At 68.9% G+C, this 19,093-nt stretch carries 20 protein-coding genes; 4 read left to right on the top strand and 16 right to left on the bottom strand.

The window, feature by feature from the left end:
• Positions 1-2: 2 nt before the first annotated feature.
• From ACAM54_RS00640 to ACAM54_RS00665, 6 genes are all read right to left on the bottom strand, one after another.
• Positions 3-1,001, bottom strand: a complete 999-nt coding sequence (locus tag ACAM54_RS00640; RefSeq protein WP_369649463.1) for a tripartite tricarboxylate transporter substrate binding protein — start codon at positions 999-1,001, stop codon at positions 3-5.
• A gap of 53 nt (positions 1,002-1,054) precedes the next feature.
• Complete coding sequence (locus tag ACAM54_RS00645) at positions 1,055-1,414, bottom strand: cupin domain-containing protein (RefSeq protein ID WP_369649464.1); 360 nt, start codon at positions 1,412-1,414, stop codon at positions 1,055-1,057.
• A gap of 28 nt (positions 1,415-1,442) precedes the next feature.
• The gene (locus ACAM54_RS00650) at positions 1,443-2,444 is read right to left on the bottom strand and encodes a zinc-binding alcohol dehydrogenase family protein (protein WP_369649465.1); all 1,002 of its coding nucleotides are present in this window, start codon (positions 2,442-2,444) and stop codon (positions 1,443-1,445) included.
• 339 nt (positions 2,445-2,783) lie between these two features.
• Positions 2,784-3,674 (bottom strand): 3-keto-5-aminohexanoate cleavage protein, encoded by an 891-nt coding sequence (locus ACAM54_RS00655; RefSeq protein WP_369649466.1) that lies wholly within the window; start codon positions 3,672-3,674, stop codon positions 2,784-2,786.
• The gene (locus ACAM54_RS00660; RefSeq protein WP_369649467.1) at positions 3,671-4,435 is read right to left on the bottom strand and encodes an SDR family NAD(P)-dependent oxidoreductase; all 765 of its coding nucleotides are present in this window, start codon (positions 4,433-4,435) and stop codon (positions 3,671-3,673) included. The genes ACAM54_RS00655 and ACAM54_RS00660 overlap by 4 nt, the downstream gene beginning before the upstream one ends.
• A gap of 17 nt (positions 4,436-4,452) precedes the next feature.
• Positions 4,453-5,319: a dioxygenase gene (locus ACAM54_RS00665; RefSeq protein WP_369649468.1), complete on the bottom strand. Its 867-nt coding sequence runs from the start codon at positions 5,317-5,319 to the stop codon at positions 4,453-4,455.
• A 150-nt stretch (positions 5,320-5,469) separates the two neighbouring features.
• Between ACAM54_RS00665 and ACAM54_RS00670 the strand changes: the two genes are divergently transcribed.
• On the top strand, positions 5,470-6,501 hold the full coding sequence (locus ACAM54_RS00670) for a LacI family DNA-binding transcriptional regulator (RefSeq protein ID WP_369649469.1): 1,032 nt from the start codon (positions 5,470-5,472) through the stop codon (positions 6,499-6,501).
• Here ACAM54_RS00670 and ACAM54_RS00675 read toward each other — a convergent pair whose 3' ends face one another.
• Positions 6,502-8,175 (bottom strand): hypothetical protein, encoded by a 1,674-nt coding sequence (locus tag ACAM54_RS00675; RefSeq protein ID WP_369649470.1) that lies wholly within the window; start codon positions 8,173-8,175, stop codon positions 6,502-6,504.
• 28 nt (positions 8,176-8,203) lie between these two features.
• Positions 8,204-8,395 carry a DUF1127 domain-containing protein gene (locus tag ACAM54_RS00680; RefSeq protein WP_369649471.1) on the bottom strand — a complete coding sequence of 64 codons (192 nt, stop codon included), beginning with the start codon at positions 8,393-8,395 and terminating at the stop codon, positions 8,204-8,206.
• Positions 8,396-8,483: 88 nt separating this feature from the next.
• Between ACAM54_RS00680 and ACAM54_RS00685 the strand changes: the two genes are divergently transcribed.
• Positions 8,484-9,380: a LysR family transcriptional regulator gene (locus ACAM54_RS00685; protein ID WP_369649472.1), complete on the top strand. Its 897-nt coding sequence runs from the start codon at positions 8,484-8,486 to the stop codon at positions 9,378-9,380.
• A 15-nt stretch (positions 9,381-9,395) separates the two neighbouring features.
• Here ACAM54_RS00685 and ACAM54_RS00690 read toward each other — a convergent pair whose 3' ends face one another.
• The 3 genes from ACAM54_RS00690 to ACAM54_RS00700 form a co-directional block, all read right to left on the bottom strand.
• Positions 9,396-10,430 (bottom strand): aliphatic amidase, encoded by a 1,035-nt coding sequence (locus ACAM54_RS00690; protein ID WP_369649473.1) that lies wholly within the window; start codon positions 10,428-10,430, stop codon positions 9,396-9,398.
• Positions 10,431-10,590: 160 nt separating this feature from the next.
• Positions 10,591-11,091 (bottom strand): hypothetical protein, encoded by a 501-nt coding sequence (locus ACAM54_RS00695; protein WP_369649474.1) that lies wholly within the window; start codon positions 11,089-11,091, stop codon positions 10,591-10,593.
• A complete protein-coding gene (locus ACAM54_RS00700) occupies positions 11,088-12,023 on the bottom strand; it encodes a LysR family transcriptional regulator (RefSeq protein ID WP_369649475.1) in 936 nt (311 codons plus the stop codon). The genes ACAM54_RS00695 and ACAM54_RS00700 overlap by 4 nt, the downstream gene beginning before the upstream one ends.
• A 96-nt stretch (positions 12,024-12,119) precedes the next feature.
• Between ACAM54_RS00700 and ACAM54_RS00705 the strand changes: the two genes are divergently transcribed.
• Positions 12,120-13,112 (top strand): SDR family oxidoreductase, encoded by a 993-nt coding sequence (locus ACAM54_RS00705; protein ID WP_369649476.1) that lies wholly within the window; start codon positions 12,120-12,122, stop codon positions 13,110-13,112.
• A gap of 31 nt (positions 13,113-13,143) precedes the next feature.
• Here ACAM54_RS00705 and ACAM54_RS00710 read toward each other — a convergent pair whose 3' ends face one another.
• The 5 genes from ACAM54_RS00710 to ACAM54_RS00730 all read right to left on the bottom strand — a co-directional run bounded on the left by ACAM54_RS00710 (position 13,144) and on the right by ACAM54_RS00730 (position 17,342).
• The gene (locus ACAM54_RS00710; RefSeq protein WP_192326729.1) at positions 13,144-14,082 is read right to left on the bottom strand and encodes a glutaminase; all 939 of its coding nucleotides are present in this window, start codon (positions 14,080-14,082) and stop codon (positions 13,144-13,146) included.
• Positions 14,079-14,978 (bottom strand): DMT family transporter, encoded by a 900-nt coding sequence (locus ACAM54_RS00715; RefSeq protein ID WP_369649477.1) that lies wholly within the window; start codon positions 14,976-14,978, stop codon positions 14,079-14,081. Before ACAM54_RS00715 ends, ACAM54_RS00710 begins: the two co-directional genes overlap by 4 nt.
• Positions 14,979-14,997: 19 nt before the next feature.
• A complete protein-coding gene (locus ACAM54_RS00720) occupies positions 14,998-15,501 on the bottom strand; it encodes a BON domain-containing protein (RefSeq protein WP_261380193.1) in 504 nt (167 codons plus the stop codon).
• Positions 15,498-16,007 (bottom strand): flavin reductase family protein, encoded by a 510-nt coding sequence (locus ACAM54_RS00725; RefSeq protein ID WP_021004866.1) that lies wholly within the window; start codon positions 16,005-16,007, stop codon positions 15,498-15,500. The genes ACAM54_RS00720 and ACAM54_RS00725 overlap by 4 nt, the downstream gene beginning before the upstream one ends.
• Positions 16,008-16,112: 105 nt before the next feature.
• A complete protein-coding gene (locus tag ACAM54_RS00730) occupies positions 16,113-17,342 on the bottom strand; it encodes a nucleoside recognition domain-containing protein (RefSeq protein ID WP_369649478.1) in 1,230 nt (409 codons plus the stop codon).
• Between the two features lie 74 nt (positions 17,343-17,416).
• Between ACAM54_RS00730 and ACAM54_RS00735 the strand changes: the two genes are divergently transcribed.
• Positions 17,417-19,003 (top strand): phospholipase D family protein, encoded by a 1,587-nt coding sequence (locus tag ACAM54_RS00735; RefSeq protein ID WP_369649479.1) that lies wholly within the window; start codon positions 17,417-17,419, stop codon positions 19,001-19,003.
• Positions 19,004-19,093 lie beyond the last annotated feature (90 nt).

Raw genomic sequence — 19,093 nt, forward strand, 5'->3', positions numbered from 1 at the left:
GGTCAATCCACCTTGATGCTCGCGGCCTTGACCACCTGCTGCGCCTTGGCCGTTTCATCGGCAATGAACTTGTTGAACTGCGCCGGCGGCATCGTGAAGGGCTCGGCGCCGAGCTTGTCGAGGCGTTCCTTGAGTTCGGGCGAGGCCATGATCTTCGCGACCTCGGCCTGCAGGCGGTCCACCACCGGCTGCGGCGTCTTCGCGGGTGCGAACAGCCCGACCCAGAACAGATACTCGGAACCCGGCACGCCGGCTTCCACCGTGGTGGGCGCATCGGGCAGCGCGGGCGAGCGCTTCGCGGTGCCCACGGCCAGCGCCTGCAGCTTGCCGCTCTTGATGAGCGGCAGGGCCGACACCATCGGCGCGAAGAACCAGTCGACGCGCCCGGCCATCACCTCGGTCATGGCCTCGGGCGTGCCGCGGAAGGGCACGTGCTGCGCATCGAGCCCGGCCGCCAGGCGGAACACCTCGGCGTTCATGTGCGTGGCCGAGCCGTTGCCCGCCGAGCCGTAGTTGAAGCCGCCCGGCCTGGCCTTGGCCTTCGCGACCAGGTCCTGCACGTTCGCGAAGTGCGAAGGCCCGGTCACCAGCACGTTGGGCAGGCTCGCCATCGGCGTGATGCCGGTGAAGTCCTTGAGGGTGTCGTAGGACAGGCCCTTGTAGATCCACGGGTTCACGAGATGCCCGGCCGAATGCACCAGCAGCGTGTAGCCATCGGCCGGCGCCTTGGCCGCGATGGCTGCGCCCAGCGTGCCGCCGGCGCCGGGCTTGTTGTCCACCACCACGCTGGTGCCCAGTGCGGGCCCGAGCTTCTCGGCCACGAGCCGCGCGACGATGTCGGTACCGCTGCCTGCGGTGAACGGCACCACGAGCTTGATCGGCTGCGCGCCGGGCCATGCGCCTTGCGCGTGTGCGCCGGTGCCGCCGAGCGTGCAGGCCGCGAATGCCGCGGCCATCGTGAGCGCCTGCCGGCGGCTCCAGGTGTGGAATGTCTTCTTCATGCGTCTTGTCTCCGTTGATTTAATTGGGTGAGCGATGAATGACTGAAGAGGGCCTAGGCGGCCGGCGGTGCGTTCGGCATCACCAGCGCCACCAGCACCGGCCGATTGCTGCGGTTCTCGAGCTGGCGCTTCTCGCCGGGCGCGAAGCGGCAGCTGTCGTAGGGGCCGAGCACTTCTTCCTGGTGCGTGCCATCGAGTTCGCCGACCACATGGAGCTGGCCTTCGAGCACGAGGTAGAGCTTTTCCATCGGCGAGCCGTCGAGCCCGGTGCGGCCGCCGGGCAGGATCTGGCTCATGCCCATCCACATCTGCGTCGAGGGCCCGGCCTCCTTGCCCTGCAGGCGCAGGCAGCGCATGTCGAAATGATTGGGCGCCTCGTAGTGCGGCGCTTCGCTGAAACGGGTCACGTGCATGGCGGTGTTCCTGGGTTGCTGTTCATCGTCAGGGGCGCAGCACGACACGATCGGTGCTGCCCGAGAGCACGAGCCGGTAGGCGTCCATCGCTTCGTCGAGCATGAAGTGCCGCGCCACGGGAAAGGGCTTGAGCGTGCCGCGCTCGAAGCCTTCGCGCATCGCGTCGAGCTGGGCGGTGGAGGCCACGCAGTCCATCGCGAGCGAGTCGATGCCCACGAAGGTGTGCATGCCGCGGTAGAACGCGAAGATGTCGAAGGGCACGGCGCGCTCGTGCGTGGCGATGAAGATCTGCGTCGCGCCCTTGGCCATGGCCTTGTTGGCGGCCTCGAAGTAGGCGCTGCCGACGGTGTTGTAGACGATGTTCGCGCCGCGCCCGCCGGTGAGCTCGCGCACCTGCGCGCCCACGTCGGCATGGTGGCGCGCGTCGATCACGTCGACCGGCCCGCATGCGAAACCCTCGAACGGTCCGGCGCGGCGCTGCACCGCGATCACGCGCGCACCGGCCTGCGAGGCCAGCTGCACCGCCGCCTGCCCGACCTTGCCGTTGGCGCCGAGCACCAGCACGGTCTGCCCGGCCTGCGGCATGCCGCTGCGCCTGAAGCCTTCGTAGGCGGTGACAAAGGGCACGCCCACGGCGCCGGCCTCGTCCATCGAGATGCCCTGGGGCTTGGCACGCAGCGCGGCTTCGGGCAGCACGAGATAGCGCGCATGCGAGCCGTCGCGCGTGATGCCGATGTCGCCGCCCGAGCCATAGACCTCGCGGCCGATCCATTCGGCCGGACCGCTGACCACGGTGCCCGCGAAGTCGCGGCCCGGGGTGCGCGGCCACACGGCTTGCGGCATGAGGCCCAGCGCGGCCTTGACGTCGCTGGGGTTGACCGCGGCAGCGGCGACTTGCACCACGGCGTGGCCGGGGGGGGCTGTGGGTTCCGGCTGCGGCGCGGCCTGGATCTGCAGCGCGTCGAGGTTGGCGGCCTTTTCGTTCACGCGCAGTGCGCGGGAGGTGGTGTGCATTGCGGCGATGCTCATGGGTGCGTGTGTTGTTTGGATGTGCTGTTGTTCAGGGCGCGGTTGTTCGGGGCGCGTGCACAGGCCACCGGGTACTCCCCTCCGCGAATGTCCCCCGGCCTTCGGCCTCCTCCTTGATTTCGCTGCGGGGAGCACCCGATGCCCTGTGCACGATGGGCGCGGCTGTGGTGCTGGTTGATCAACGACCGCTCTGCATAACGCTTCCGCCGATGGGGTGCCTTGCGCAGCGAAATCAAGGGGGAGGCCGAAGGCCGGAGGACATTCGCGGAGCAAGGTACCCCGTCGGTGGGAGCGCGCCCTGAATGCCCCACAACGCTCTGAGTAGAACGAGGCCGCAAGTTAGCTCCCGGCACCAGGCAAACCCAGCATGGCGCGTGCCTCGCGCGGGTTGGCAACCTCGCCGCCCAGGCTCAGCAGGATGTCGCGCGCCTTCGCCACCAGCTGCGCATTGCTCTCGGCCAGCACGCCCTTCTCGAGGTAGATGTTGTCTTCCATGCCCACGCGCACATGGCCACCCAGCAGCCAGGCCTGCGCGACGATCGGGAACTCCATGCGGCCGATGCCGAAGGCGCTCCAGAACGCGCCGCGCGGCAGCATGTTGCGGGCATACAGCAGCGTCTCGGGCGTGGGCGCGAAGCCGTACTTCACGCCGAGGACGAAGGTCCACATCGCGGGGCCGTCGAGCGTGCCGTCGGCAATCAGGTCGAGCGCGAGATTGATGTCGCCGGAATCGAAGATCTCCAGCTCGGGCTTCACGCCCGCCTCGCGAATCACCCTGGCCATGCGGCGCACGTTCCTCGGTGTGTTCATCACCACATCGGGGCCCGAGTTCATGGTGTTGAGATCGAGCGAGCACACGTCGGGCTTGATGAGCGCGATGTGCTCCACGCGCTTCTCGGGCGGCAGCAGCGTGGTGCCGGGCGCGGCGATCTTCGGATCGTCCTCGCTCGGAATGAAGCGCCCGCCCGGGCCGGTCGTGAGGTTGACGACCAGCTCGCGGTTGCCGCGCCGGATGCGCTCGACCACCTCGCGGTAGAGCTCGATCTCCATCGACGGCTTGCCGGTCTCGGGGTGGCGCACGTGGATGTGCACCTGCGCCGCGCCGGCCTCCGCGGCGGCCAGGCATTCGTCGGCGATCTGCACCGGCGTGATCGGCAGGTGCGGCGTCTGCTCGGGCTTCACGAGGTTGCCCGTGACGGCGCAGGTGATGAGCGTCTTGGCGGTGCTCACAGGTGGCGCCCTCCATCGACCACGATGCGCGTGCCGGTGACGAAGCGCATCGTCGTCGCGAGCGCTTCCACTGTGGCCGCCACGTCGTCGGGCTTGCCGATGCGCCCGAGCGGCGTGGTGCTCGCCATCTTGCTCGCGAATTCCGCGCCGCGGCCCGGCACGAAGCCCGACTCGACCGCGCCCGGCGAGATGGACACCACGCGCACCGCCGGCGCCAGCGCCTTGGCCAGCGCATCGCCCACTACGTCGAGCCCGGCCTTGGCCGCCACGTACGCAAGGTTGCTGCCCACGCCCGTGAAGCCCGCGATCGACGAGATGTTGGCAATGAGCCCGTCGCCGCTGTCCTTCAGCATCGGTGCGAAGGCGCGGATGGTCGCGAACACGCCGCGGAAGTTGGCGCGCAGCAGCTCGTCGATGAGTTCGTCGGTCAAGGCGTCGAGGTCGCCCGCCGGAACGGGCTGCGTGTGGCCCGCGCTGTTGACCAGGATGTCGCAGCGCCCGTGCGCGGCCTTCACTTCGGCGGCCGCGGCCTGCAGGCTCGGCGTGTCGACGATGTCGGCGCGGATCGCCATGTGGCGCTGTCCGTGGGCGGAGGGCAGGGCAGCCGCGCGTGCGGCCGCATCGTCGCCCTTGCGGTGCAGCAGCACGCAGGTGGCGCCCAGCGTTGCAAGGCGCACCGCCGTCGCATAACCGATGGCGCCAAGGCCGCCGGTGATGACGGCAACCTTGCCGTCGAGTCGGGAAACAGGATCGAAGCTCATGGGATGGAAGCCTGGGTTCAGGGGATGGGAGGACGCGGGAACTTCATCTCGCCCGGTTCGAGCTGGAAGTCGTACTGCAGCGTGGCGCTCTGGCCATCGGGCGCCAGTGCGAAGCAGCCGATCAGCCGCCGCGTCACGCCGAAGGTCGGGTCGCTCTCCAGGTTCTGGTCGTCATCGGCGAACACCTGCGTGACCAGCACCTTGTGGCCTGGCTTGCTCACCATGAAGTGCAGGTGCGCGGGCCGGTTGGGGTGGCGCTGCTGTGCGCGTAGCAGCACGCCGCAAGGCCCGTCGGTGGGCACCGGATAGCCGGCCGGCCGCACGCTGCGGAAGTGGAAGCGCCCTTGCGCGTCGGTCGTGAAGCGGCCGCGCAGGTTCATGTCTTCCTGCGCCGGGTCCTGGTTTTCGTAGAGGCCGATCGGCGAGGCCTGCCACACGTCGACCGTGGCGCCCGCGATCGGTTCGCCCTGCGCGTCGCGCACCGTGCCCGCCACCACGAGCGGAAGACCCGGCGTGCCCGAGCGCGCAATGCTGTCGCCGAGCGCGCAGGCCGGCGAGTTCGCGCGCCAGAACGGGCCGAGCAGCGCGGCCGGCGATTCGCCGTGCGGGTCCTGGTTGTTCTGCAGCGCCACCACGGTGGAGATACCGAGGATGTCGGCCGCCAGCACCACCTCGTTCTTCTTCTCGCCCGTGGCCTGGCCGATGGCGACGATGAATTCGAGCGCCTGCTCGAACTCTTCCTCGGTCAGCTTCACCTCCTGGACGAAGTCATGCAGGTGGCGCGTGAGCGCATTCATCACGGTGCGAAGGCGCGGATCGGGCGTGCGCTCCATGGCCTGGAGCGCGAAGCCCAGTACCGAGTCGGGGGAGGTGGCGATGTTCATGGGATGTCTCGTCGGGATGTTTGTGCAATCGTTTGCACGATCTTAGTCCAAACCGGCAGAAAGTAAAATGACCCTGTCGGCCAATATGGGAATGCGCGCAGGCGTTCCGAACGCGCAGCCCCGGCGACAATCGTTTGCACCAATCAGCCCATGAGCATCAGCCCACCTTCTTCCCCTGTGACCATCCGCGACGTTGCCCGCGCGGCCGGCGTGCATGTGTCGACCGTCTCGCGCGCGCTCAGCCCCGAGAAGCGCTCGCTGATCAGCGACGAAGTGCTGCGCGTGGTGGAAGAGGCCGCGCAGCGCCTGGGCTACCGGCCCAACCGCGCGGCCTCGGCGCTGCGCACGGGCCGCACCCACACCATCGGCGTGCTGGTGCCCGACATCACGAACGCGGTGTTCCCGCCCATCCTGCAGGGCATCGAGGCCAGCGCTGCGGCGCGCGGCTACTTCGTGTTCGTCACCAACGTGGCCGACCCTGCGCTCGCGCGGCCGGTGCTCGAGCGCATGCTCGCGCAGCGCGTCGACGGCGTGATCCTGGCCACCGCCACGCGCGACGATCCGCTGGTCGACTTCGTTTCCAAGGCCGGCATGACCGCGGTGCTGGTCAACCGCGCCGACGAGACCGGCCGCCTGCCGGCCGTGGTGAGCGACGACCGGCTTGCGATGAAGCTCGCGGTCGACCACCTCGTGGGCCTCGGCCACAAGCGCATTGCGCACCTGGCCGGACCGCAGAACATTCCCACTGGCGTGGGCCGCCGCCTGGGCGTGGAGCAGGCGCTGCGCGACCACCGCATGAAGCCGCTGCGCGTGATCGAGTGCGCGAGCTACAGCCGCGAGGCCGGCGCGGCCGCCATGCGGCAGATGCTCGAAGCCGGCCCGACCCCGCAGGCCGTGGTGTGCTGCAACGACCTCGTGGCGCTCGGTGCCTACGATGCGCTGCGCCAGGCCGGCCTGCGCGTGCCGAAGGACATCTCGGTCACCGGTCACAACGACATGCCACTGGTCGACATGGTCGACCCGCCGCTCACCACCATTCGCCTGCCGCACCGCGAACTCGGCTGGCGTGCGGCCGAGATGCTGTTCGAGGAGATCGACGGTCGTGCCATGTCGGCATCGACCGTGGTGCTGCGGCCCGAGCTCGTGGTGCGCAAGTCGACCGGCGTGCCGGCTGCGCGCTGATCAGCGGGGCAGGGTTTTCTTGCGCGCTGCCGGCCGCCGCGGCGGCTTGGCTTCGAGCACCAGCTCGGCCGGCAGCGTGTCGTTCCACGATTCGGTGAAGTAGGCGCGGTCGCTCGGCACCAGCTGCGGCAAGGCTTCGCGCAATGCAGCCAGCGACTGTTCGGCCGCCCTCAGGTCGCCCGCGTGCGCCGCGTACCAGGCGTGCTCGAACAGCAGGCTGCAATGCTGCAGGCCCGGGTAGCGGCGCCGCCCGGCCTGGTGGTCGGCCAGCCGCGCCTGCGCCACCTCGATCCAGCGCGCGGGCCAATGGGCGGCATCGAAGGCATCCGCGAGCGGCCCGGCGAGCCGGGAGATCGCGGCCCTATCGAGCGGCTTCTGCGCACGGAACTGCGCGAGCGTGGGCTGCCGCTCGGGCCGGCAGTGGCCGCGCGCGATGCGCATCAGGTAGATCGCGTTCCAGGCCGAGCGGCCCTGGCCGTCGGTGTGGCCGCAGAGCCATTCGCTGAAGGCGATCCACTGCACCGCGCGGCGCGTGGTGTCGGCATGGCCTTCGTGCACGAGCGCCGGCAGGTCGGACAGGCCCACGCGGTCGAACAGCCACGCGGCCATGCCCATGTTGGCGGCCACGTGCTGTGCGGCGTCGAAGGAATGCGATTCGAAGGCCGCGGCCAATGCTTCGCCGAAGCGCTGCAGCGACTCTTCGGCGAGCGTCGCGGCCGTTGGCTTGTCGTCGGCGGAGAGCCCCAGTGCGCGCGAGCGGCACACCAGCGCCCACAGGTTGCACCATTCGAAGCGCACGTCGGGGTGGTGCCGCAGCACCAGGCTGCGCGCCGCATCGTTCGCCATGCCACTCAGCAGCGACTGCGCGAGCGGCAGGTCGCGCGCGGTGTAGGCGCACCAGGCCGAGACGATGCATTCCATCGCGCCCAGGTAGTCGTTGCCCGCCACATGGTGCGCGAGGCGCTGCTTCTTGAGCGCCTGCAGGCGGCGGCGCGCCTGCTCGTTGTCGCCGAGCCGGCGCCACAGCATCGCCTCGTTGAGCGTGACCAGCGCGCGCTGGAAATCGGTGGCGGCCAGCGTGCCGGCCAGGCGGATCGACTCCAGCGCACTGGCCGGCGACCCGGCCGCGCTGCCGCCTGCCACCGGTGCCATCAGCCGGCCTTGCCGCGCCGCCTGCTGCGAGGCCACCAGCTGCTTCCAGAACGCGGCGTCCTGCAGGTGCACCGCATCGGGCGGCGGCGAGCCGGGCGCGGCCGCGCGGGCCTTGCGCGAGCGCAGCCCCAGGAAAGAAGCCACCTCGGCGGGCGTGGCTGGGCGGCCGCCCACCAGCATGCGCACGCGCCGGGCCTCGGCGGGCGGCAGCCAGAACGGACCCTGGCTGCGCCGCTCGGCGTTCAGGAAGCGCGGCTCGCGCTGCGTGTCCTCGCCCCAGCCGACCTCGATGTGCCAGGCCTTGAAGTCGCGGAATGCGCGGCTCACGACCATGCGCAGCGTGCTCGCATCGGAGACTTCGCCGCGCAGGTCGGCCAGCCGCACGAGGCCGGCTTCGGCATCGTGCGCATGCTTCATGCGCGCGAGCAGCCAGAGCGACTGGAATGCCGCGCGCTGGCCGTTGACCGATTGCGGCGAGGTGAGTTCGATGGAAAGCGGAGTGGGGGCGGCGGTTTTGGGCACGCCTCGGATTGAACCTCAAATCCGATGATCAGCGATGCCTGTCGAGCAGGCCGGGAACTTCGCTGCGGCCGATGCCCAGGTCGCACAGCTCGTGGTCGCTCATGCCGGCCAGACGCTGTGCGTCCGCGCGGCTGCGGCGGCGCTCCGCGGCGCGGCGGCGCCAGCTGCGCAGGACATGCATCAGGCGTTGATGGAAGGGCGAGTGCGTTGGCGCTGTCACGATGGTCTCCTTGTGGGAGCGCTCATCTTGCGGCGACGCATGCTATTGTGGAAGTTGAGATTTCTGACACCTTCAATCAGCATTCCTGATGCGACAGCTCAACCTCGACCAACTCCGCACGCTCATCGCCATTGCCGATCTGGGCACCTTCTCGGCGGCGGCCAAGGCGCTGCACCTCGCGCAGCCCACGGTGAGCCTGCACATCAGCGAACTCGAATCGCGCCTCGGCGCGCCGCTCGTGCTGCGCGGCGCGCGCCGGGTCACGCCCACCGCGGCAGGGGCCGTGCTGGTGGAGCGCGGCAGGCGCCTGCTGCGCGATGCCGACGACGCCATCGATGCGGTGCGGCGCCAGCACAAGGGGCTGGCCGGCCGGGTGCGCATCGGCTGCAGCACCACCAGCGTGGTGGTTGACCTGCTGCCGCCGGTGTTCCATGCCCTGCTGGAGCGCTATCCCGACATCGTGCTGACGCCCAGCTTCATGGGCTCGGAGTATTCGGTCGCCGGCGTGCTGGCCGGCACCCTGGACCTGGCCATCATCGCGCTGCCCCAGCCTGCGGTGCCGGGCCTCGCGCTGACACCCTGGCGCCAGCATTCGATGATGGCCTTCATCCCCGCGCGCTGGCAGGCGCCGCGCCGCATCACGCCGGCCTGGCTGGCGCAGCAGCCGCTGATCATGAACGAGCCGGGTTCGCGCATGTTCGCGCTGACCATGGAGTGGTTCGCACAAGCCGGCTTCGCGCCCCGCGCGCGCATCGAGCACGACTACGACGTCGCGATGCGCGGCCTGGTGGCCGCCGGCTACGGCGTGGCACTGCTGCCCGCACCCGACGGCGGGAAGGTCGCCGACGCCGGCGAGCACGTGCAGACGCGGCCGCTGAGCCCGAAACTCACGCGCCACCTGGCCATTGCGTACCGCGCGCAGGGCACGCTGGATGGCGCGACGCAGCGCGTGATCGAGACGCTGCTGGAGTTTGCCCGGAGCTGAGCAGCCGCTCTGAGTTCAGCGCTGGGCCGCTTCGTTCGGAAGACCCACGATCGGGCACTCCGCCGTGCCGATGGTGCTGCGCGTGAACGACTCCACCTTTTCGCGCGCGCCTTCGGGATCGTTGATCCACTGCTTGTAGAAGTCGAACGGGCAGTCCGCCACGCCCTTGTCGCCGTCGCCCGAATGGATGATGCCGGTGTAGCCGCGGTGCATCAGCTTGAACAGGTGGTTCTGCGACTGGCCGTTCCTGCGTGCATCGCGGATCAGGCTCATCGACAGCTCGGCGTAGTTGATGCCCATTTCCTCCTCGCCGCATTCGCCGAGCGTGCGGCCGTCGAAGCCGATGATGGCCGAATGCCCGAAGTACGAGTACACGCCGTCGAAGCCTGCCGCATTGGCCACCGCCACGTAGCTGTTGTTCATGAAGGCCATGGCCTTCGACACCAGGATCTGCTGCTCCTTGGCCGGGTACATGTAGCCCTGGCAGCGGATGATGAGTTCGGCACCGCGCATCGCGCAGTCGCGCCAGATCTCGGGGTAGTTGCCGTCGTCGCAGATGATCAGGCTCATCTTCATGCCCTTGGGGCCTTCGCTCACGTAGGTGCAGTCGCCCGGATACCAGCCTTCGATCGGCACCCACGGCATGATCTTGCGGTACTTCTGGACGATCTCGCCCTGGTTGTTCATGAGGATCAGCGTGTTGTAGGGCGCCTTGTCCGGATGCGCCTCATGGCGTTCGCCGGTCAGCGAGAACACGCCCCACACATTGGCGCGGCGGCAGGCGTCCGCGAAGATCGCGGTCTCCTCGCCGGGCACGGTGGCGGCGGTGTCGTACATCTCCTTCGCGTCGTACATGATCCCGTGCGTGGAGTACTCCGGAAAGATCACCAGGTCCATGCCCGGCAGGCCCTTCTTCATGCCGACCAGCATCTCGCCGATCTTGCGGGCGTTGTCCAGTACCTCGGCCCTGGTGTGCAGGCGGGGCATCTTGTAGTTGACGACCGCGACGCCCACGCAATCGCTGCTGCTCGAAATATCACCATGTCTCATGACGCTGCTCCTGGAGGGTGGTTGAAAAAAAGAAAACCCGAGCCGGTGGTCCACCGGCTCGGGCTTGTCTTGGGTGCAATGGGCTTGTGTCGTCGAAGCCGATTGTTCTCAACTCAGCGCAGGCTGCACATACGTCATTTCGCTGATTGCGAAAACGCGCTCAGCGCGGCCGCGCGTAATCGGATTCGATCCACGCGGCGGCGCTGCCCACCGTGAGCCTGAAGGCTGGCGAGACGTTCACGCTGGCGAGTTCCGAATCGTCGGCATCGTCATAGGCCGTGAGCGTGGCCGAAGGGTTGTCCTCGTCAGGCACGATGGCGAGCGACACGCGCACGCGCTGGCCGCTCTGCGCCGTGACCGTCACACTCTTGTTGAGCGTGGCGTGCAATTGCTGCTCGTGGCGGCGAATCACTTCGGCGGCGGTCTTCACCAGCGTGGAAAACGCAGGCCCGTCGAGCGGCTTCGGGTTCTTCTTGTCGCGGCCCATGGTCCAGGGGCCGACCAGCGCCGGTTCGGGGTCGCCGTGGCGGGTCATCTCGACGGCCCAGCCGTCGTCTTCCTCGTTCTTGATGACGCGGGCGGTCCATTGGCCGTCGCGCCAGAGGCGGGGTTCCTGCAGGGGGAGGGTGTCGGAGTCGGTGGAGTCTGTGGCTTCGGTCATTCGGGTGCTTGTGTTCGTGCGCGGTCCATTTTCGCCTGCGCCTGCGTGCCGATGTAGTGCTGCAGGCCATCGACCAATGCATCGAAGGCGGCGCGGCAGCGCGGACTGCTGCGAAGATCCTCGTGCATCGTGACCCAGGTCTCGAGCTTCAGGGAAAACGTGCGCCGCATCAGGCGCACCAGCGCCGCGTTGCGCAGGGCGAGCCCGGCCTGGCAGATGCCGATGCCCGCACCGGCGCGGATCAGCGCGAGCTGCGCCAGGTCGCTGTCGGTGCGCAGCGAGAAGGCATCGCGGCTGAAGCCCTTCAGCGACTTGCCCGCATTGCGCACGAAGGCCGAAGGCTGGTCGTAGCCGATGACCGAATGCGCCGCCAGTTCCTCGAGCCTGCGCGGTGTTCCATGGCGGGCCAGGTAGTCCTTGTGCGCGTGGAAGCCGAGCTCGATCTGGCCGATGCGGCGCGCCACCAGCTGCTCCTGCTTCGGGCGGACCATGCGCACGGCAATGTCGGCCTCGCGCCGCAGCAGGTCCTGGACGCGGTTGGTCGACACCAGCTCCACCTTCAGGGCCGGGTGTTGCTCGCGCAGCCGCGCGACGATGGGCGGCAGCACCTCGACGCCGATCACTTCGCTGGCGGACACCCGCACCACGCCGCGCACGCCCTCGCCCTGGCTGGTGGCGGCGCGCGCCAGGGAGGCGGCGGTGCTCTCCATTGCCTCGGCGTGGCCCCGCAGCGCCAGGGCAATTTCGGTCGGCATCAAGCCGACCTGCGAGCGCGTGAAGAGCACCACGCCCAGGGCTTTTTCCAGCGCCGCGACATGGCGTCCCGCCGTCGGTTGGGTGATGCCGAGCGCGCGCGCCGCACCGGAGAGCGAGCCCTCCCGCAGCACGGCGAGAAAGGAGCGATAGAGCTCCCAGTCGATGTTCGATGTCATGCATAAATGTATAGCTGCTGGATCATGTTAGGCAATTCCAATGGAACTGCCTGCGCTCCAGAATCCATCCATCGACAACTCTTCTGGAGCGTTTTCATGGCCCGCAGCAACACGGTTCTGGTTCTTGGTGCCACCGGCGGCATCGGCAGCGAGGTGGCGCGGCAACTGCGCGACGCGGGGTGGCAGGTGCGCGCACTGAAGCGCGGCGCGGCGGATACAGCGGCGCAGAAGGACGGCATCACCTGGATCTCCGGCGATGCGATGGACCGCCATGCCGTGGCCGAGGCCGCGAAGGGCTGCTCGGTCATCGTGCATGCGGTCAATCCGCCCGGCTACCGCCGCTGGCCGCAGCTGGTGCTGCCGATGCTCGACAACACCATTGCGGCCGCCACGGCCGAAGGCGCCACCATCGTGCTGCCCGGCACGGTCTACAACTACGGGCCGGATGCGTTTGCCCTGCTCGCCGAAGATTCGCCGCAGCGCCCCGCGACGCGCAAGGGCGCGATCCGCGTGGAGATGGAAAGTCGGCTCGAAGCCGCCAGCCGCCGCGGCGCCCGCGTGCTGATCGTGCGCGCCGGCGACTTCTTCGGCCCGAAGGCCGGCAACAACTGGTTCTCGCAGGGGCTGGTCAAGGCGGGAAAGCCGGTCGGCACGGTGAGCTACCCAGGCAGGGGCGGCATCGGCCACCAGTGGTCCTACCTGCCGGACGTGGCGCGCACCATGGTCGAACTGCTGGAGCGCCGCGACAGGCTGGAGGCCTTCGCGAGCTTTCACATGGCCGGCCACTGGGATGCGGACGGCACGCGCATGAGCGGCGCCATCCGCCGCGTGGTGGCGCGCCGCACGGGTGTCGAACCGCGCGTGGTGGCCTTTCCGTGGTGGCTGCTGACCCTGGCTTCGCCGTTCTTCGCGACCTTTCGCGAGATGCGCGAAATGCGCTACCTGTGGGAGACGCCGGTGCGGATGGACAATGCGCGGCTGGTCGCGTTTCTCGGCCGCGAGCCGCACACGCCGCTCGACGAAGCAGTCGAGGCTTCGCTCGAAGGCATGGCGTGCCTGCGCACGCCACCGGTGGCAGTGCCCGCCTGAAGATGCGGCAGAGGCGCGAGCAAACAGCCGCTCAGAAGACCGACAGCCCGGTCCGCGCGACGAAGAGTTCCAGCGCCTTCATTCCCAGCAACGAGTTGCCCGTGGCGTCCAGCGCGGGCGACCACACGCACAGCGTGAGCCGGTCGGGCACCACGGCCACGATGCCGCCGCCCACGCCGCTCTTGCACGGCAGGCCGATGGAGAACGCCACGTCGCCCGCGGCGTCGTAGGTGCCGCAGGTGAGCATCAGCGCATTGATGCGCCGCGTCTGCCGCTCGCCGGTCACCTCGGCCCGGCCGTCGATCGGATGCGCGCCGTCGCGGCACAGGAAGGCCGCCGCGCGCGCCAGCTGGCGGCAGCTCATGCGCAGCGCGCACTGGTGAAAGTAGGTGTCGAGCACCACGGCCACGTCGTTGTCGATCTTGCCGAAGCTCTTCATGAAGTTGGCGAGCGCGATGTTGCGAAAGCCGGTCGCGGCCTCGGAGCGTGCCACCTCGTCGTCGAACGAGATCGGCTCGCCGCAGAGGCTGCCCATCAGCGCCAGGATGTCGGCCTTGGCGCCGCCGCCGGCCTGCAGCGCCTGGCTCACGAGGCGGTCGGCCACTGCGATGGCGCCCGCATTGATGAACGGATTGCGCGGCTTGCCCTGCTCGTTCTCCAGCTGCACCAGCGAGTTGAAGGGATTGCCCGAAGGCTCGCGGCCGATGCGCTCCCACAGTGCGTCGCCCATGCGCTGCATGGCCAGCGTCAGCGTGAAGAGCTTGGACACGCTCTGGATCGAGAACGGCGTTTCAGCATCGCCCGCGAAGGCCTCGGTGCCGTCGCAGGTGCGCAGCGCAATGCCGAGCTGGCGCGGGTCGATGCAGGCCAGCGCCGGGATGTAGCTGGCCACCGTGCCGGCGGTGCCCAGCAGCGGCCGCAGGGTGGCGACAATGTCGTCGAGCACCGGCTGGAAGTCCGTGTCCTTCATGCCCGCGCCTTTCGTCGGTTGACCATCACGATGCCCAGGCCCACGCCCACCAGCGCCAGCATCAGCTGCAGCGTGAGCGGTTCGCCGAGCAGCGCCACGCCGAACACCAGCGCGAACAGCGGCGTCAGAAAGCTGAACGACGACATCTGCGTGGCAGGATAGTGCCGCAGCAGCCACATCCAGGTGAGGTAGCTCGCGAAGGCGCCGATCACGGTCTGCAGGCCGATCGAGGTCCATGCCCACGCCGAATACGAGAAGCCCCAGCGCTCGCCGAGCGCCAACGACAGCAGCGGGCACACGGCCGCGGTCACCGCCACCTGGTAGAACAGGGCCTTCTCGGCGCTCGCGGTGGCGAGCCGCGTGGTGCGCAGCGCCAGCGTGGTCAGGCCCCAGAGCATGCCGCCCACGATCGCCATCGCATCGCCAACCAGCTGGCCCGAACTTGAATGCCCGAAGCCTTCGCTGAACGCGAACAGCACCGCCGCGAAGGCGATGCCCAGGCCCAGCCACTGCAGGCCGCGCAGGCGCTCGGCGGGCACCCAGCGCGGCAGCAGCAGCGAGACCCAGAACGGCGCGGTGTACAGGAACACCGTGAGCCTCGAAGCCGAGGTGTGCTGCAGCCCCAGGTAGATGCAGGCGAACTCGCCCGCAAACAGCAGGCCCACGAGCAGCCCGCCCGGCAGCGTGCCGTCGCGCTCGAACAGCGGCACGCGGCGCCACAGGCACCAGAGCCAGAGCAGCGCCACGGCGCCCGCCATGCGCACCGAGGCCTGCCAGAGCGGAGGCACTTCGGCGACGGTGGTCTTGATGAGGATCTGCTGCAAGCCCCAGAACGCGCAGCATGCGATGAGAAGGCCGATGGCGAGGGAGTCGAGGTGGGTCTTGCGCTGGATCATTCGTCGCGTTGTTGTTCGTTCACCGGCCGGCCACCGGATAAGGCGGCTTGCCCCGCGTGCCCACCATCAGGTCGGGCACCACGGTTTCGACATCGGGCACCGCACGCGCGGCGCGTTCGAGCTTCCTGGCCACGGCGGCCGAGGGCACGCAGCCCTGCAGGTAGATCCAGCGCCGCTGGATCATCACCCACACGCTGGCCTTCTGCACGCCCGGCACGGCCGAGAGCGCGGCGCGCACCTTGGGCGCGAGCGGCTTGTCGTAGCGGTAGGCGTTGCTGTCGGTGCATTTGCCCGCGAGCCAGCAGCTGGTGCCGCGCTCCAGCCGCGAATGGGTCTGGGCACGGCGCTCCTCGGCGGTATAGAGCGGGCCTTCGGGCATGGCACAGGCGGGCTGGCCGGCGGAGACCTGGAAGAACGGATCGTCGAACCAGTTCTGCTTGAGCGGTGCTGCCGGCTCCTGCGCCGCGACGTTCTGCGCAGCCAGCAGCACCGACACGCACATGAACGCAGCGCCGCGGCTCACAAGGGATGTTCCGTGTAGAAGCGCCCGCCGTGGAACAGCAGCGGCGAGGCGCCGGCGTTGTGGGTGCAGCGCTCCACCTCGCCGACGAAGATCACGTGGTCGCCCTCGTCGTAGCGGCTGCGGTTGAAGCATTCGAAGCTCGCCGCCGCACCGGCCAGCACCGGCGCGCCGCCAAGCCCCTCGGTGAAGGCCACGTCGGCCCAGCGGTCGATGTTCTTGGTGGCGAAGCGCTCGGCCAGCCCCTTCTGGTTGGCGGCCAGGATGTTGATGGCGTAGTGCGAGCCGGTGCTGAGCGCCGGCATCGAGCCGGCCGCGCGCGCCAGGCTCCACAGCACCAGCGGCGGCGCGAGCGACACCGAATTGAACGAGTTGGCCGTGAGGCCGACCAGCGTGCCTTCGGCCGAGCGCGCGGTGACGATGGTCACGCCGGTGGCGAACATGCCGAGCGCTTCGCGGAATTCTTCGGGCGAAAAGGTAGGGGGCTTGGCCCGGCGGGAGGAGGTCACGGAAGAGGCTGTGCGTTGGACGGCGGAGGACCATTTTGGCTCAGCGCACGGACGGCTGCTTGGCGAGTGGCATCGCCCCGCTCGCCGGGGCCGGTTTCTCGGCGCTCAGCCAAAGAACCAATAGCAGACCGCAATCGCCGCCAGCACCCCCGCCAGCTCGGCCAGCAGCGCGCACGCCACCGCATGCCTTGCACGCTGGATGCCGACGGCACCGAAATACACCGCCAGCACGTAGAAGGTGGTCTCGGTGCTGCCCTGGATGGTGGCGGCCACGAGGGCCGGGAAGCTGTCCACGCCCTGGCTCTTCATGGTTTCGATCAGCATCGCGCGCGCCGCGCTGCCCGAGAAGGGCTTGACCAGGGCGGTGGGCATGGCGTCGACGAAGCGCGCATCCCAGCCGCCCGCGCTCACCAGCCAGCGCAGGCCGCCGAGCACGAAGTCCAGCGCACCCGAGGCGCGCAGCACGCCGACCGCGCACAGCATCGCCACCAGGTAGGGCAGCAGGTTCTTCGCGATGTCGAAGCCTTCCTTCGCGCCCTCGATGAAACACTCGTAGACCTTGATGCGGCGGATCGCACCGGCCAGCAGGAACACGATGATCACGCCGAACAGCGCAAGATTGCCCATGAGCGAGGAGAGCGACGCAATCGCCGCCGCCGAGAGCGTGCCCAAGAGCGCCATGAAGCCGCCCAGCAGCAGCGCGCCCGGCACCAGGTAGGCCAGCACCACCGGGTCCCACAGACGCAGGCGCTGCGCCACGGCCACCGAGAGCAGGCCGACCAGCGTCGATGCGCTGGTGGCCAGCAGGATCGGCAGGAACACCATCGTCGGATCGCTCGCGCCCTGCTGCGCGCGGTACATGAAGATCGTCACGGGCAGCAGCGTGAGCGAAGACGCGTTGAGCACCAGGAACAGGATCTGCGCGTTGGTGGCCGTGACCGGGTCGGGGTTGAGCCGCTGCAGTTCGCGCATGGCCTTCAGGCCGATGGGCGTGGCCGCGTTGTCGAGCCCGAGCGCATTGGCCGCGAAGTTCATCGTGATCAGGCCCAGCGCCGGATGGCCCGCGGGTACGCCGGGCATGAGCCGCCGGAACAGCGGGCCCAGCAGGCGCGCGAGCCAGCCCACGAGCCCCGCCGCCTCCGCGATGCGCAGGAAGCCGAGCCACAGCGTGAGCGTGCCGAACAGCAGCACCATCACCTCGACCGCGAGCCGCGCCATCGCGAACAGGCTTTCGACGATCGCCGCGAAAACCGCCGGATCGCCGCCCACGAGCCAGCGCCCGAGCGCCGCCAGCATCGCCACTGCGAAGAAACCCAGCCACAAGCCGTTGAGCACGCGTGTCCTTTTTCCTTTTTGTGAGCGCGATCATAGGGCTCCGCCCGCGCCTGCCGCGGGCTACAGTGCGGGCCATGGCAGCCTCTTGCTTTATCCGCAGACTCGCAGCCCTGGTGTGGGTCGCCGTGGCCTCGGCGTGGCTGGCGGGCTGCGCGGGCCTGCCGCCGCCACAGCCTAGCGCGCCGTCCGCGGCCATCACCGATGTCGCCGACACTGCGCTCGGCCAGCTGGCGCGGCTGCGCGCGCCGCAGGAGTCCGCATCGCTGTCGGGCTTCCGGCTGCTGCCGGAGGCGGCCTTTGCCTTCGACGCGCGCATTTCGCTCGCGCGGCATGCCGAGAAGTCGCTCGACGTGCAGTACTACCTGATCCAGAACGACGACGTCGGCCTGCTGCTGCTGCGCGAACTGCGCGAGGCCGCCGCGCGCGGCGTGCGGGTGCGCCTCCTGGTGGACGATCTCTACACGGCCGGCGAGGACGAGGTGTTCAGCACGCTCTCGGCCTTTCCGAACGTCGAGGTGCGGCTGTTCAATCCGCTGCCGTCGCGCGTCGGTTCGTTCGCGATGCGGCTCCTGTTCTCGTTCGGCGATTTCGGCCGCATCAACCACCGCATGCACAACAAGCTGCTGGTGGCCGACAACAGCTTTGCCGTCTCGGGCGGGCGCAACATCGCCAACGAATACTTCATGCGCGGCACGGCGGCGAACTTCATCGACATGGACGTGCTCTCCACCGGACCGGTCGTGCGCCAGATGTCCGAAGGCTTCGACCGCTACTGGAACAGCGAGCATGTCTGGCCCATCGAGCGCATTGCGCCGCTGCGCATGCCGGTCGAAGAGGCGCAGAAGCGCTTCGATGCCATTGCCGGCGCGGCGCTGCCCGATGTGCAGATGCGCCAGCGCGACGTCCTGAACAGATCGCCCGTGGGCGAGCAACTCGCCACCGGCAAGCTCGACCTGCAATGGGCGCCATTCACGCTGTTCGTGGACGACCCCGCGAAGATCACGCGCAAGCCAGAGGCCGCCTACGAGGGCAGCGTGACCGAGGGTGCGCTCGGCGTCATCAACTCGGCGAAGCGCGAAGTCAAGATCGCTTCGCCGTATTTCATTCCGGGCGCACGCGGCATGGCCATGATGAAGAAGGCCATCGAGCGTGGCGGGCGCATCACCGTGGTGACCAACTCGCTCGGCGCCACCGATGAACCGCTGGCCTACGCAGGCTACGAACGCTATCGCGCCGACATGCTGAAGATCGGCGTCACCATCTACGAGATCGCGCCCACGCTCACCGGGCGCTCGGGGCGCTTCGGCAATTTCAGGCACTCGATCAGCCGGCTGCATGCCAAGCTCGCGGTGATCGATGACGAGCGCTTTTTTGTCGGTTCGATGAACCTCGACCGCCGCTCGGCCTCGGTGAACACCGAAATGGGCCTCGTGATCGACAGCCCGGCGCTGGTGGCCGACTATGAAAGGCTCATGAGCGGGGAGCGCGTCAGCCTGGGCTACCGGCTGCGGCTGTCGCCCGACGGCCGCCGCGCGCAATGGCTGGAATACGACGACGGCGGCGGCGGCGACATCGTCCACGAGGACGAGCCCGGCGAGTTTCTATGGCTGCGCTTCAAGAACTGGCTGCTGCTGCCGATCGTGGGCGAAGAACTGCTGTAGCGGCCGCCTGCACAGGCCCCGGCTGTCACTTTCGGATCGATGGCTTACGTTACATTCCCAATCAAAGTGTGAATTTTTGTCACTGAATCC

Source organism: Variovorax sp. V93 (assembly GCF_041154485.1).
Taxonomy (GTDB): Bacteria; Pseudomonadota; Gammaproteobacteria; order Burkholderiales; family Burkholderiaceae_C; genus Variovorax; species Variovorax beijingensis_A.